The organism is Stenotrophomonas sp. NRRL B-14846 (assembly GCF_050473585.1).
GTDB lineage: Bacteria > Pseudomonadota > Gammaproteobacteria > Xanthomonadales > Xanthomonadaceae > Stenotrophomonas.
In genome coordinates this window covers 1-13078 of sequence record NZ_JBFLUN010000022.1, presented here as the reverse complement: position 1 = coordinate 13078, position 13078 = coordinate 1, and the positions used below count along the sequence as shown (strand labels likewise).

General features: G+C 68.4%; 12 protein-coding genes and 1 tRNA gene. 5 read left to right on the top strand and 8 right to left on the bottom strand.

What is annotated here, in order from left to right; all coding sequences use genetic code 11:
- Positions 1–16 precede the first annotated feature (16 nt).
- The 6 genes from AB1281_RS02125 to AB1281_RS02100 form a co-directional block, all read right to left on the bottom strand.
- Positions 17–634 carry a 50S ribosomal protein L25/general stress protein Ctc gene (locus AB1281_RS02125; RefSeq protein WP_014036085.1) on the bottom strand — a complete coding sequence of 206 codons (618 nt, stop codon included), beginning with the start codon at positions 632–634 and terminating at the stop codon, positions 17–19.
- 110 nt (positions 635–744) lie between these two features.
- Positions 745–1704, bottom strand: coding sequence for a ribose-phosphate diphosphokinase (locus AB1281_RS02120; RefSeq protein WP_005415400.1), 960 nt, complete (start codon positions 1702–1704; stop codon positions 745–747).
- 139 nt (positions 1705–1843) lie between these two features.
- Positions 1844–1920 (bottom strand) — tRNA-Gln (locus AB1281_RS02115).
- Between the two features lie 11 nt (positions 1921–1931).
- On the bottom strand, positions 1932–2801 hold the full coding sequence (gene ispE, locus AB1281_RS02110) for a 4-(cytidine 5'-diphospho)-2-C-methyl-D-erythritol kinase (protein ID WP_075675290.1): 870 nt from the start codon (positions 2799–2801) through the stop codon (positions 1932–1934).
- Complete coding sequence (lolB, locus tag AB1281_RS02105; RefSeq protein WP_430344959.1) at positions 2798–3457, bottom strand: lipoprotein insertase outer membrane protein LolB; 660 nt, start codon at positions 3455–3457, stop codon at positions 2798–2800. Before lolB ends, ispE begins: the two co-directional genes overlap by 4 nt.
- Positions 3454–5139, bottom strand: a complete 1686-nt coding sequence (locus tag AB1281_RS02100; protein ID WP_430344958.1) for a tetratricopeptide repeat protein — start codon at positions 5137–5139, stop codon at positions 3454–3456. Before AB1281_RS02100 ends, lolB begins: the two co-directional genes overlap by 4 nt.
- Positions 5140–5202: 63 nt before the next feature.
- Between AB1281_RS02100 and hemA the strand changes: the two genes are divergently transcribed.
- Genes hemA through ppk2 form a run of 4 tightly spaced genes read left to right on the top strand, consistent with a single transcriptional unit; the run spans position 5203 to position 10087 of the window.
- Positions 5203–6486 carry a glutamyl-tRNA reductase gene (hemA, locus tag AB1281_RS02095; RefSeq protein WP_032130429.1) on the top strand — a complete coding sequence of 428 codons (1284 nt, stop codon included), beginning with the start codon at positions 5203–5205 and terminating at the stop codon, positions 6484–6486.
- Positions 6464–7546, top strand: coding sequence for a peptide chain release factor 1 (prfA, locus tag AB1281_RS02090; protein ID WP_014036080.1), 1083 nt, complete (start codon positions 6464–6466; stop codon positions 7544–7546). The genes hemA and prfA overlap by 23 nt, the downstream gene beginning before the upstream one ends.
- A gap of 5 nt (positions 7547–7551) precedes the next feature.
- Positions 7552–9258 (top strand): tetratricopeptide repeat protein, encoded by a 1707-nt coding sequence (locus AB1281_RS02085; RefSeq protein WP_430344957.1) that lies wholly within the window; start codon positions 7552–7554, stop codon positions 9256–9258.
- A gap of 46 nt (positions 9259–9304) precedes the next feature.
- On the top strand, positions 9305–10087 hold the full coding sequence (gene ppk2 / locus AB1281_RS02080) for a polyphosphate kinase 2 (RefSeq protein ID WP_430344956.1): 783 nt from the start codon (positions 9305–9307) through the stop codon (positions 10085–10087).
- Positions 10088–10614: 527 nt separating this feature from the next.
- Here the strand turns inward: ppk2 and AB1281_RS02075 are convergent.
- Complete coding sequence (locus tag AB1281_RS02075) at positions 10615–11190, bottom strand: redoxin domain-containing protein (protein WP_430344955.1); 576 nt, start codon at positions 11188–11190, stop codon at positions 10615–10617.
- Positions 11187–12461, bottom strand: coding sequence for a YihY family inner membrane protein (locus AB1281_RS02070; RefSeq protein ID WP_075675296.1), 1275 nt, complete (start codon positions 12459–12461; stop codon positions 11187–11189). Before AB1281_RS02070 ends, AB1281_RS02075 begins: the two co-directional genes overlap by 4 nt.
- 77 nt (positions 12462–12538) lie before the next feature.
- On the opposite strand from AB1281_RS02070, the gene wrbA reads away from it, so the two are divergent.
- Positions 12539–13078 (top strand): NAD(P)H:quinone oxidoreductase (wrbA, locus tag AB1281_RS02065; RefSeq protein WP_430344954.1); only part of this gene is annotated, 540 nt, incomplete at its 3' end.

The following is a 13078-nucleotide window of genomic DNA, read 5'->3' as shown; positions in this document are numbered from 1 at the left end:
AGGCACCGTAGCGGTATTACTCGGCGGCAGCCGCTTCTTCGTCAGCCGCGTCGGCCTTGCCGGCCTTGGCGGTGACGATGGCATCGTCGTGGTCCTTGCCCAGCGCCAGGGCCGGGATTTCCACGCCCTTCGGCAGCTTGATGTTGGACAGGTACACCACGTCACCGGCCTTCAGCTCGCCCAGGTCGACTTCGATCGACTCCGGCAGGTCCTTCGGCAGGCAGGTGATGGTCACTTCCTTCAGTTCGTGGGTGACCACGACGTCGGCAGCCTTGCCAGCCGGCGAGGTGTCTTCGTTGATGAAGTGCAGCGGGACCGAAGCGGTCAGGGCTTCGTTCTCGTTCACGCGCTGGAAGTCCAGGTGCATGATCAGCTGCTTGTACGGGTGGCGCTGCATGTCACGCAGCAGGACCTTCTGCACCTGGCCGTCCAGGTTCAGGTCCAGGATCGAGGCATAGAACCACTCGTTCTGCTGGGCCAGCCAGATTTCGTTGTGGTCCAGGCTGATGGCGACCGGCTCGGCGTTGCCGCCGTACACGATGGCCGGGATCACACCGGCGTGACGCAGGCGGCGGCTCGCACCCTTACGCTGCAGTTCACGCTTGGTGACCTTGATTTCATGGGTCTTCGACATTTTCGACTACTCAGGTTGTTGCCTTGCCTTGCGGCGTGGCGGTTGAAGATGCTTCCGCGACCAGAAGCACCCGGGGTATGTCCCCGCCGTTGCCGGCAGGGACGAAAAACTCAGTCGACGTACAGCGAGCTGACCGACTCGCCGAAGGCGATGCGGCGCATCGTTTCGGCCAGCATTTCCGCCACGCTCAGCTGGCGGATCTTGCTGCACACCCGCGCTGCGTCCTTCAGCGGGATGGTGTCGGTCACCACCAGCTCGTCGAGCTGGGAATTGGTGATGTTGTCCACCGCCGGGCCCGACAGCACCGCGTGGGTGCAGTAGGCGGCGACCTTGAGCGCACCGCGCGCCTTCAGGGCAGCGGCAGCGGCGCACAGGGTGCCGGCGGTATCGACGATGTCATCGACCATCACGCAGGTCTTGCCTTCGACGTCACCGATGATGTTCATCACGGTGGAGACGTTGGCGCGCGGGCGGCGCTTGTCGATGATCGCCAGGTCGGCGTCATCCAGGCGCTTGGCCACCGCACGGGCGCGGACCACGCCGCCCACGTCCGGCGACACAACGATCAGGTTCTCGGTGCCGTAGGCGCGCCAGATGTCGGCCAGCAGCAGCGGGGACGCATACACGTTGTCCACCGGAATATCGAAGAAGCCCTGGATCTGGTCGGCGTGCAGGTCGACGGTCAGCACGCGATCAGCGCCAGCGGTGCTGAACATCTTCGCCGCCAGCTTGGCGGTGATCGGCACGCGCGAGGAACGCATGCGGCGGTCCTGGCGCGAGTAGCCGAAGTACGGCACCACGGCGGTCACGCTGGCCACCGATGCGCGCTTGAGCGCGTCGATCAGCACCAGCAGTTCCATCAGGTTTTCCGCGCTCGGCGCGCAGGTCGGCTGGATCACGAACACGTCCTGCTTGCGGACGTTCTCTTCGATTTCCACCTGCACTTCACCATCGGAGAAGTGCGAGACCAGCGCCTTGCCCGGGCGAACCCCCAGTTCCTTGCAGATGTTCTGCGCCAGACGTTTGTTGGCGTTGCCGGAAAAGACCAGCAGGTTCGGGGACTCTTGCATCATGATTGTCTCGGGCGGGGACGAGTGGCGGGGATCCGGGGTCGGCAAGGACCCGATGGACCCTTGCTGCTGACAACACCGCGGTTGTTTCCACGTCCCGCGCAGGTGATGCGCTGGAAGGCGCGGACACAGCCGCTATTGGCAGGGGCGGTAGGATTCGAACCTACGAATGCCAGGATCAAAACCTGGTGCCTTGGGCCTCTTGGCGACGCCCCTGCATTGATAAATCAGTGTTGCTCGAGTGCATCCAGCAGTGGCGAACGCGCAACGCCCGCTGCCACCCTTGCCCGCAACTCCTTCGGCAACTTCGACCGTCCCTGCTCTGCAGCAGCCTGCGATGCGAACTCGACGAAACAACCACTTCCCGAACCGGTCAGCCGCGCCGCGCCGATGTCGCTCAACGCAGCAAGCGCCGCCTCGACGGCAGGCTCACGGCGGCGCAGCACCGGTTCGAACGCGTTCCCGACCAGGGTCCCGGAAGCGAAGTCCTCTATTTTCGCCACTGGGCTGTCGCGCGTCAAATCCGGGTCTGCAAACAGAACCGGCGTAGGAACATGAACGCCCGGTTCAACCACCACATACCAGGCCGGCGCCAGCGTGATCGGCTGCAGCCGCTCGCCCACCCCTTCAGCCCAGGCATTGCGGCCACGCACGAACACCGGCACGTCGGCGCCCAGGCGCAGGCCCAGCGCCGCCAGCGCATCCTCGTCCAACCCGGCGCGCCAGAGCCGGTTCAGCACCACCAGTACGGTGGCCGCGTCGGACGAACCACCGCCGAAGCCACCACCGGCAGACACATGCTTTTCGACGATGATGTCCGCGCCTTGCGCGACATTCGCCACTTCTTTGAGCAGGCGCGCGGCACGCACCGCCAGGTCATCGGCCTCGGCCACGCCGGCCAGGCCCTCGCCCTGCCGACGCACCTGGCCGTCTTCACGCAGGCGCAGGCCGATGCGGTCCCCCCAGTCCAGCAGGCGGAACACGGTCTGCAGCTCGTGGTAGCCGTCGGCCCGGCGGCCGGTGATGTGCAGGAACAGGTTCAGCTTGGCCGGGGCCGGCCACCAGGACCAGCCCGCGTCGTCGACTGCCCCGCTCATGGCGTGCCCTGCCCCCACTGGTCCACCAGCAGGCGCACCTTGGCGTCGCCATTGCTGGCCTCGATCCGGCGCGGCAGCGCCGGCCGTCCGGCGTCGGCCGGGTACCAGTCCAGGTACTGCACCTGCCAGCCCATCTGCTGCATGCGGCGCGGCCGGCCTTCACCGTCGCGCTCGACCTTCTCCGGACCGGCAGCATCGCCGGCCACCAGGCCACGGATCCACTCCGGCAGCTGGTTGACCGGAATGTCCCAACCGGTCGCCTCGAGCAGCAGCTGCTGGGCGTCCTCACCGTCACGGGTGCCACCGGCCAGCCCTTCCAGGCGACCGGCTTCGGAATGGGTATCGCCGGTCAGCTTCCAGCTCTGCCGGGTCACCGGCGCGCTCAGCTCGACCACATAACGGCGCCCGTCCTGCTTCCAGTCGATGCGACCGCTGCCACCGTCCTTGCCTTTACTGACCGCCACCCGCCCCTGGAAGGCCCAGTCCGGCTGTGCCTGCAGCGCGGCCACGCGCGCTGCCTCGGCCTGCGCCGCTTCAGCCGAAACAATCTCGACCACCGCTGGCGCCGGGGTCTTCTGCGTGCCGACGCTGGTACAGGCGCTCACCGCCAGGGTCGCGGCCGCCAACAGCAGCGGCCGGATCAGGGAACCACTCATGGATTGAATTTCTCGCGGGCGCGCAGCAGCGCGCGGTTTTCAGGGTCGAGCTTGGCCGCTTCGTCGAAGAAGTGGCGGGCCTCATCATGCTTGCCCAGCACCCACAGCACTTCGCCGACGTGGGCGGCGATCTCCGGGTCCTTGGCCAGGGTCCAGGCGCGGCGCAGCTGCACCAGCGCTTCATCCTTGCGGCCCAGGCGATACAGCACCCAGCCATAGCTGTCGACGATGGCGGCGTTGTCCGGCTCGGCCACGCGGGCACGGTCGATCAGCTCCAGCGCCTCCTGCAGGCGACCAGTACGGTCGGCCAGCGTGTAGCCCAGCGCGTTCAGCGCCGGCACGTTTTCCGGGTCGGTCACCAGGATCTTGCGCAGGTCGGCCTCGGCGCGGGGGATGTCGTCGCGGCGCTCCCAGGTGAGCGCTCGGGCGTACAGCAGGCCGTTGTCGTCCGGGTAGGCGGCCAGGCCGCGGGCCAATGCATCCAGTTCACCGGCACTGTCGTCACCGCGTTGGCGCAGCTCGGCCTCCAGCAGGTAGGCGTCACGGCGTACATCGTCATCGACCACCGCATCGGACTGGATCGCATGCACTTCGTCCAGCGCCAGCGGCAGGCGCCCGGCCAGGGCCTGGGCATTGGCCGCGCGCAGGCGCGCTTCGCTCAGTTCATCGCCACCGGGCACGCTGTGGTACCACTGCACCGCCTCGGGGTAACGCTTCAGGTATTCGGCGATCTTGCCCAGCAACAGGCGTTGCGCCGGATCCGGCTTGGCCGCCTGCCGCGACAGCTCGTTGTAGAGGTTGGACAGCGCTGCCTTGTCGCCCTGCTTGGCCAGCAGCGAAGCGCGCATGCCCCAGGTCTGTACGTCCTGCGGGCCGAATGCCAGTACGCGCTCGGCCGCAGCCGGCTGTCCCAGGCTGTCGTAGGCGATGGCCACCGCATTGCGCAGCTCGGGGTCCTGGCGGGTCTTCGGCTCGACGTCGTGCAGCAGCGACAATGCCTTGTCGGTCTCGCCCGCCTGTTGCAGCTGGCTGGCACGCAGCAGCGCCACGCGCGGTTCTTCGGGGAAGCGCTTGACCACTTCATCGATCATGCGCCGCGCCAGCTCGGGCTTGTCCATGCGCAGGGCCAGGCGACCGAACTCCTGCCAGGCCTCGATCTTCGGTGGAATGGCATTGGCATCGACCAGCTCGCCCAGCACCTGCGCCGGCACCGCCGGATCGCGGCCACCGCCGATCAGCGCGGCCAGGGCGAACTTCCAGCCACGCTCGTCGGGGTCGGCCAGCAGGGCCTGCAGTTCGGTGCGGGCGGCCTTCACATCGCCCTGGCGCATGGCCAGTGCACCGGCGGCGCTGCGCATGGTCAGCGAGCGTGGGGCGCGTTGCTGCCACAGGGCCAGGCCCTTGGCGGCGCTGGCGTCATCGTTGGCCAGCATGGAAATACGGGTCGCGCGCTCGGCCAGGCCGGCGTCGCCGTCGGTCTGCTGCGCGGCCTGCAGGTACCAGCGCGCGGCCTCGGCCAGCTTGCCGGCCTGCAGGGCGAATTCACCGGCCATCACCGGTTCCAGCGCCAGTTCCTCAGTGGCCGCGGCCCGCACGGGGGCCTTGGCCGGCACCGCCGCCAGGGCCTGGGCGCAGGCCAGGGACAGCAGCAGAACACTGGGGATGCGAATCAATGCGGGCATCGTCGGCATCGGGGCCTTAAAATGTCGTCCAATGGCCAGCAGCTTATCGCAAGCAACTGAACAATGACCCTGTGGGTGCTCGGACTGAATCACCAGACCGCACCGGTGGAGCTGCGCGAGCGCGCGGCCTTCGCCGGTGAGGCGTTGCCGCGTGCGCTGGGCTCGCTGCGCGATACCCCGCAGATCGCCGAGGCAGTGCTGCTGTCCACCTGCAACCGCACCGAGCTGTACGCCGTGGCCGAGTCGGCACAGGCGCTGGACCAGTGGCTGCACAGCCAGGCCGGCGACCTGCAGGGCTACCTGTACCAGCATGCCGATGCCGAGGCCGTGCGCCACCTGTTCCGGGTCGCCACCGGGCTGGACTCGATGGTGCTGGGCGAACCGCAGATCCTCGGCCAGGTGAAGGATGCCTGGTCGACCGCGCGTGACCATGGCCTGCTCGGCCAGCGCCTGGACCGCTTGTTCCAGCAGACCTTCTCGGTGGCCAAGCGTGCGCGCACCGATACCCAGGTCGGCGCCAACCCGGTGTCGGTGGCCTCGGCGGCGGTGCGCCTGGCGCAGAACGCCTTCGCGCGACTGGACGACTCCACCGTGCTGCTGGTCGGTGCCGGCGAGACCATCGAACTGGCTGCACGTCACCTGAGTGAAGGCAAGGTGCGGCGCCTGCTGATCGCCAACCGCACCCTCGCCCACGCGCAGGAGCTGGCCAGCCGTCATGGCGGCGTGGCCCTGCCACTGACCGAACTGGACCGCCACCTGGGCGAGGCCGACGTGGTGTTCTCGGCGACCGCCGCGCGCGAGCCGGTGATCCACCGTGAGATGGTCGCCAAGGCCCTGCGTGCGCGCCGGCACAAGCCGATGCTGCTGTTCGACCTGGCCGTGCCGCGCGACATCGAGGCCGAGGTCGGCACGCTCAACGACGCCTTCCTCTACACCGTCGATGACCTGGAACGCGCGGTGGAAGACAACCGCCGTGGCCGCCGCGAGGCTGCCGCCGAGGCCGAGGCGATCATCGACCTGCAGGTGTCGCGCTTCGTCGAGACCCAGCAGGCCAGCGCCCACCAGGCACCGCTGCGGCAGCTGCGTGCGTTCGGCGAAGCCACCCGCGCCGAACTGCTGGAGCGCGCGCGCCAGCAGCTGGCCAACGGCAAGCCGGCCGACGAAGTGCTGGAACTGCTGGCCCATGGCCTGACCAATCGACTGCTGCATCCGCCGACCGCCGCACTGCGCGCCGCCGCGCTGAGTGGCGATGCTGACCTGACCCGCGCCGCCGAGCGCCTGTTCCCGGCCACGCCGGGTTACCGCCACCCACCCGTGAGACCCGATGACGCCGACCCTGCGCCGTAAGCTGGAAGCGCTGGCCGAGCGCCGCGAAGAACTGGAACGCCTGCTCGCCGAACCCGATGTGGTCGCCGACAACACCCGTTTCCGCGACCTTTCGCGCGAATTCGCCCAACTTGAACCGGTCGCCACTGCACTGGCCGATGAAGCCCGTGCCAAGGCCGACCTGGCCGCCGCCGAAGGCATGCGCGCCGACCCCGACCTGCGCGAACTGGCCGACGAGGAAATCGCCGCCGCGCAGGCGCGCCTGCAGGAACTGGAGCAGGAGCTTGCGCTGCTGCTGGTGCCGCGTGACCCGCGCGACGAAGGCAACCTGTTCCTGGAAGTGCGCGCCGGTACCGGCGGCGACGAAGCCGCGATCTTCGCCGGCGACCTGTTCCGCATGTACGCCCGCTATGCCGAGCGCCAGGGCTGGAAGGTCGAGATCGAATCGGACAATCCCGGCGAGCATGGCGGCTACAAGGAAGTGGTGGCGCGCGTGGTCGGCCGGGGCGCGTTCTCACGCCTGAAGTTCGAATCGGGCACGCATCGCGTGCAGCGCGTGCCGGCCACCGAGTCGCAGGGCCGCATCCATACCTCGGCGGCCACGGTGGCGATCATTCCCGAGGCCGACGAAGTCGACGACATCGTCATCAACCCGGCCGACCTGAAGGTGGATACGTTCCGCTCGTCCGGTGCCGGCGGCCAGCACGTCAACAAGACCGAGTCGGCGATCCGCATCACCCACGTGCCGACCGGCGTAGTGGTGGAGTGCCAGACCGAGCGCAGCCAGCACGCCAACCGTGACAAGGCGATGAAGCGCCTGAAAGCGCAGCTTCTCGATGCCGAGCGTCAGCGCCAGGACGCCGCGCAGGCCGAATCGCGGCGCCTGCAGGTCGGCAGCGGCGACCGCAGCCAGCGCATCCGCACCTACAACTTCCCGCAGGGCCGGATCACCGACCACCGCGTGGAAGGCCTGACCCTGTACGACCTGCCCAACATCCTGGCCGGCGACCTCGACCCGCTGCTGCAGCGGCTCAGCCACGAGCACCAGGTCGACGCCCTGGCCCAGCTGTCGGCGGGCTGAGCACGATGTCGGCCTGGCAGCAGCGACAGCACCTGCAGCAGGCGATCGCACGCCAGCCCGGCGATTTCGTCGCCTGGGTGATGCTGGCCGACCTGGAACTGGAAGCCGGCGACATCGCCGCCGGCGAGCAGGCCGCACGACGTGCGCTGCAGCTGCGCCCGAACCACCCCGAAGCACTGGCACGGCTGGGTCGCGTGGCCTGGATGGCCGGCGCGCATGCCGACGCGGCCAAGCTGCTCGGCCAGGCCTCGGCACTGGCCCCGCAGCACCCGGGCATCGCGCTGTGGCTGGGCCATGCGCTGGAAGATGCCGACGATGCCGAAGGCGCGGCGGCGGCCTATCGCCGCGCACATACGCTGATGCCGGACGAACCCTACATCGCCGCCCAGCGCCTGGCCTGGCAGCGCCGCCTGTGCGACTGGCAGGACGTGGACGCGCTGGCCACGCAGGTACGTGCCGCGCTCGCTTCCGGCCAGGGGGCGGTGGAGCCGTTCGCCTTCCTCAGCGAAGACGCCAGCGCTGCCGAGCAGCTGGCCTGCGCACGTGCGCGCGCCGCGCTGATCGCCGCCTCGGTTCGGCCCTTGCCGGCGGTAACGGTACGCGCGCGCGGCCCGTTGCGCGTCGGCTTCCTCTCCAATGGCTTCGGCGCCCATCCCACCGGGCTGCTGACCGTGGCCCTGCTCGAACACCTGCGTCATGACCCGGCGCTGCAGCTGCACCTGTTCGCGTTGAACCGCGCCGATGGCAGCCGCATACGCGATCGCCTGCAGGCCGCGACCCGGCTGCATGAGGTGGCCGCACTGCGGCATGCCGACATCGCGGCCCGCATCCGCGCACAGGGCATCGACCTGCTGTTCGACCTGCGCGGCTGGGGCGGCGGCGGCACGCCCGAGGTGCTGGCAATGCGCCCGGCCCCGCTGCAGCTGAACTGGCTGGCCTACCCCGGCACATCAGGTGCACGCTGGCTGGATGCCGTGGTCGCCGACGAATTCGTGCTGCCCGCATCGCTGGAACCTCACTTCAGCGAACGCGTCCTGCGCCTGCCACGCGCCTTCCAGCCCTCGGACAACACCCGCGTACTGGAACCGGCACCGTCCCGCGCCGAGTGCGGGCTGCCCGAACACGGCGTGGTGTTCTGCTGCTTCAACAACAGCTACAAGCTCAATCCGCGCAGCATGGGCCGCGCCTTCGCGGTGCTGCAGGCCGTGCCCGGCAGCGTGCTGTGGCTGCTGTCCGGCCCCGGCCAGGCCGACACCCGCCTGCGCACCGCCGCGCAGGCCGCCGGCCTGGACCCGGCGCGCCTGGTGTTCATGGCCAAGCTGCCGCATCCGCAGTACCTGGCCCGCTATCAGCTGGCCGACCTGTTCCTCGACACCCATCCCTACAACGCGCACACCACCGCCTCCGATGCGCTGTGGGCCGGCTGCCCGGTACTGACCTGCCCGGGCGACACCTTCGCCGCGCGCGTGGCCGGCAGCCTCAACCACCATCTGGGGCTGGCCCGGATGAATGTCGCCGACGACGCGGCGTTCATCGCCACTGCCAGCGCGCTGGGCAATGACCCTGCGGCATTGGCCGCGCTGCGTGCCGAGCTGGCGCAGGCGCGCGAGCGTAGTGGACTGTTCGACATGGCCGGGTTTGCCCGCGACCTGTCGGCGATGCTGCAGCAGCTGGCTGGCGAACAGGGCTGGCAGGGCGTCGACAACGCCTGAGCGATCCCTGCGTTACGCTCGGGCTTCCTCCCCGCGTGGTGTGATGATGGCCAAGCTCAAGCGCAAGGACTACGACGAACTGCTGCTGCCGCTGCAGCTGGAACTGACCGCGATGGCGCGTTGGGTGCAGCACAGCGGGCAACGCCTGCTGGTGCTGTTCGAAGGACGGGATACGGCAGGCAAAGGCGGCGCGATCCAGGCCATCAGCCAGCATCTCAACCCACGCCAATGCAGGGTGGTGGCACTGCCCAAGCCTACCGACCGCGAAGCCACCCAGTGGTATTTCCAGCGCTACACCTCGCACTTGCCCGCCGCAGGCGAGATCGTGCTGATGGACCGCAGCTGGTACAACCGCGCCGGCGTCGAGCGGGTGATGGGCTACTGCAGCGAGACCGAGTACCAGCAGTTCCTGCGCCAGGCGCCGGTGTTCGAACAGCTGCTGGTGGATGACGGCATCCTGCTGTTCAAGTACTGGCTGTGCGTGGACCAGGAGCAGCAGGAGAAGCGCTTCGCCGAGCGCCATCTCGATCCGCTGAAGGGCTGGAAGCTGTCTCCGGTCGACCTGAAATCCCGCAGCAAGTACAGCGCGTACACCGAGGCCCGCGAGGCGATGCTGCGCGCGACGCATCGCGAGGCGGCGCCGTGGACGCTGGTGGATTTCAACGACCAGCGGCTGGGGCGACTGACCCTGGTGCGCAACCTGCTGGACCGGTTGCCGGACACGCGGGTCGATGCGCCGTTGCCGGAGCTGCCGAAGCTGAAGGGCAAGCTGCATCGCGAGCACTACGATGTACTGAAGCCGATCGAGGACTTCCCGGTCGAGGAATAGGGTTGTTCGGCAGGGCTGCACCCTGCACCTGCTCAACGCAACGGCAACGGCAACATCAACAGCGGGCTATCCGCGGGATGGCGGGGCGGTGTGGATGGGCAGGACACGCCGTAGACCCGTCCATGGGGGCTCGATGGCGCCATCCATGGCGCCAACGGTCCTGCCCACCCACACCGCCCCGCCTCTGACAGATCCCTGCGGCTGTTGGTAGGTGTCGACCTTGGTCGACACATCTGTCAGATATCGAGATTCATTTGGGGTCAGATCCGTTTTCCTTCGGAAAACGGATCTGACCCCATGCCGTCCCGACAGATCGCGGAAATCTGTCGAAGGCGGGGTGGGTCCGGTTGCGGGGGCGTGAGCCGCATGGATGCGGCGACCGAGCTTACATGGACGTACTTGCAGCGGCCCCCGCAACCGGACCCACCCCGCCATCCCTCAGGAGACCCGCCTCTGCTTCGGCTGTTGCCGTTGCTGTTGCTCTGGCCTCCACGGGTGCAGGGCCTCAGGCCCTGCCGACCAACCCACTACTTGGCAGCCGCGATCTGCTTTTCGATGTCGGCGGCGGTCACCGGGCCAAGGAAGGTGTGGGCCAGCTTGCCCTGCGGATCCAGCAGATGCGTCAACGGCAGGCCTCGCGGCGTGGCGAAGTCTGCGGGCGGATCGAACGGGTCCACGATCACGATCGGATAGGTCACCGGATGCTTGGTCAGGAACGACTGCATTTCCGGCACTTCGATGTCCTCGTAGGCCAGGCCGACCACCTCGATGTTGCTGCGCATCGCATGCAGCGCCGACAGTTCAGGCATTTCCTTGCGGCACGGGGCGCACCAGGTCGCCCAGAAGTTCACCACCACCCACTTGCCGCGATGCGCGGCCAGGTCGTAGTCGCTGCCATCCACCGCCTTCATCTTCAGCGTCGGGAACTCGGCAGTGGTGCGCTCGGCCGGGGTTTCCTCGACCGGCGCCGGAGTGGCCGGCGTCGGCGCCTGTGCCGGCGGCTGGCTGCTCGCCGGGGCCGGCTCCTGGGCCGGCTTGCAGGCCGCCAGGGCCAGCAGCAGGGTCAACGGGAGCAGCAGCGGCAACGGGGTCTTGCGGGTCATGGCATGTCTCCGGAATCGGTGTAGATGTCGCTGACCTTGCGCTTGAGGCGTTCACGCAGGGGCAGTCGCAGATCGTCCAGCGCCGCCAATGCGGCACGGCCCAGGCTGTCGTCGCGGTACGGCAGGTGCTGCTCGGCTACCGGGATGCGCAGCTGGGTGCATTCGTACAGATCGGCCAGGCTGACCTGGTCCAGGTCGCGCGCGAGCAGCCACTCGCCGCGTTCATCGCGGCGCAGCAGGCCGATCGCCTGCAGGTTGCAGGCCAGATCCTGCAGCAGCGAGTCGGTCAGCAACGGTTCCAGGCGCAGGATTTCATCGTCGGCCAGGCCCTTGCCCTTGGCACGGGCATGGTGGAAGCGGCCGAGCAGGCGCAGCAGGCCGTAGAACTCGTACCCCTGCGGCAGGCGCAGTTCAACCGGCTGGTAGCGGAAGGCCGCCATCGATGAGGCCAGCGACGCACCCAGCAGCACTGCCACCCAGCACAGGTAGATCCACAGCAGCAGGATCGGCACGAAGGCCACCGTGCCATACAGCTTCTGGTAGGACTGGAAGCTGCCCAGATAGGCGCCGATGCCCCACTTCACCAGCTCCAGGATGACCGCCGCCAGGATCGCGCCAGGCACGGCGTGCCGCCATTTCACCGTGTGATGCGGCACCACCCGGAACATCAGCGTGATGCAGACGAACTCGATCAGGATCGGCGCCAGCCGCAGCGCCAGCTCGGCCAACCAACGGCCCTCCTGGGTACCGAACAACGGCATGGCGAACACCCGCGCCGATACCGCCAGCGATGCGGCGGCGAGCATCGCGCCCAGGGTCAGTACGGTCCAATAGACCAGGAAGCGGGTCAGCTTGGGCCGGGTCGAGCCGACCCGCCAGATCTGGTTGAAGGTCTCTTCCACGCTGTTGAGCGTGATCAGCAGTGAGACCACCAGTGCAATGAAGCCGGCCGCCGTCAGCTGGCCGGCACTGGCCGAGAACTGCCGCAGGTAGCCCTCGGCCGCTCGCGCCGCGGAGGGCACGAAGTTGGAGAACACGTAGTCGCTGAGCTGATCGCTCCAGCGGTCGAAGACGGGGAAGGCCGACAGCACACCGAATACCACGATCGCCAGCGGCACCAGCGCGAACACCGTGGTGTACGCCAGCGCCGCCGCTGCCTGGAACAGGCGGTCGTCGAGGAAGCGATGCCACAGGAAGCGGCCGAAACTGATGGCCCGTGCGCGATCCCGCGCGCGCTCCATCCACAGGTTGAGCGTATCCAAAGGTTCCATCGGCGAAAGGGTACCCGATGCGGAATGCTCGCAGGATAGCCATACTGGTAGCCACACGACGAGGAGAAGCGGGCACGATGGGCGAGATTCTGGTGCTGTACTACAGCCGGGGCGGTTCGGTGGCACGGCTGGCGCGCCAGATCGCGCGGGGCATCGGCGAAGTGCCGGGCATGACCGCGCGCCTGCGCACGGTACCGCCGGTGGCCGCCGTGACCCAGACCGCGCAGCCGCCGGTACCCGACGATGGCGCCCCCTACGTGAGCGTGCAGGACCTGGTCGAATGCCAGGGCCTGCTGCTCGGCAGCCCCACCCGCTTCGGCAACATGGCCGCGCCAGTCAAGCACTTCCTGGACGGGTTGGGCGCCGAATGGGTCAATGGCACCCTGTCCGGCAAGCCGGCCGGCGTGTTCACTTCCACCGCATCCATGCATGGCGGGCAGGAGTCGACCCTGCTGTCGATGCAGGTGCCGCTGCTGCACCACGGCTGCGTGATCGTCGGCATCCCGTTCACCGAGCCGGCGCTGAGCCACACCACCAGTGGCGGCACGCCGTATGGCGCCAGCCACGTGGCCGGTGCCGCCGACGACCCGCAGCCGACCGACGACGAAGCCGTGCTG

What these genes read in the sequence shown, in the direction of transcription:
- AB1281_RS02125 (WP_014036085.1), bottom strand. Translation starts at nt 634, where the DNA reads ATGTCGAAGACCCATGAAATCAAGGTCACCAAGCGTGAACTGCAGCGT.
- AB1281_RS02120 (WP_005415400.1), bottom strand. Translation starts at nt 1,704, where the DNA reads ATGCAAGAGTCCCCGAACCTGCTGGTCTTTTCCGGCAACGCCAACAAA.
- ispE (WP_075675290.1), bottom strand. Translation starts at nt 2,801, where the DNA reads ATGAGCGGGGCAGTCGACGACGCGGGCTGGTCCTGGTGGCCGGCCCCG.
- lolB (WP_430344959.1), bottom strand. Translation starts at nt 3,457, where the DNA reads ATGAGTGGTTCCCTGATCCGGCCGCTGCTGTTGGCGGCCGCGACCCTG.
- AB1281_RS02100 (WP_430344958.1), bottom strand. Translation starts at nt 5,139, where the DNA reads ATGCCCGCATTGATTCGCATCCCCAGTGTTCTGCTGCTGTCCCTGGCC.
- hemA (WP_032130429.1), top strand. Translation starts at nt 5,203, where the DNA reads ATGACCCTGTGGGTGCTCGGACTGAATCACCAGACCGCACCGGTGGAG.
- prfA (WP_014036080.1), top strand. Translation starts at nt 6,464, where the DNA reads ATGACGCCGACCCTGCGCCGTAAGCTGGAAGCGCTGGCCGAGCGCCGC.
- AB1281_RS02085 (WP_430344957.1), top strand. Translation starts at nt 7,552, where the DNA reads ATGTCGGCCTGGCAGCAGCGACAGCACCTGCAGCAGGCGATCGCACGC.
- ppk2 (WP_430344956.1), top strand. Translation starts at nt 9,305, where the DNA reads ATGGCCAAGCTCAAGCGCAAGGACTACGACGAACTGCTGCTGCCGCTG.
- AB1281_RS02075 (WP_430344955.1), bottom strand. Translation starts at nt 11,190, where the DNA reads ATGACCCGCAAGACCCCGTTGCCGCTGCTGCTCCCGTTGACCCTGCTG.
- AB1281_RS02070 (WP_075675296.1), bottom strand. Translation starts at nt 12,461, where the DNA reads ATGGAACCTTTGGATACGCTCAACCTGTGGATGGAGCGCGCGCGGGAT.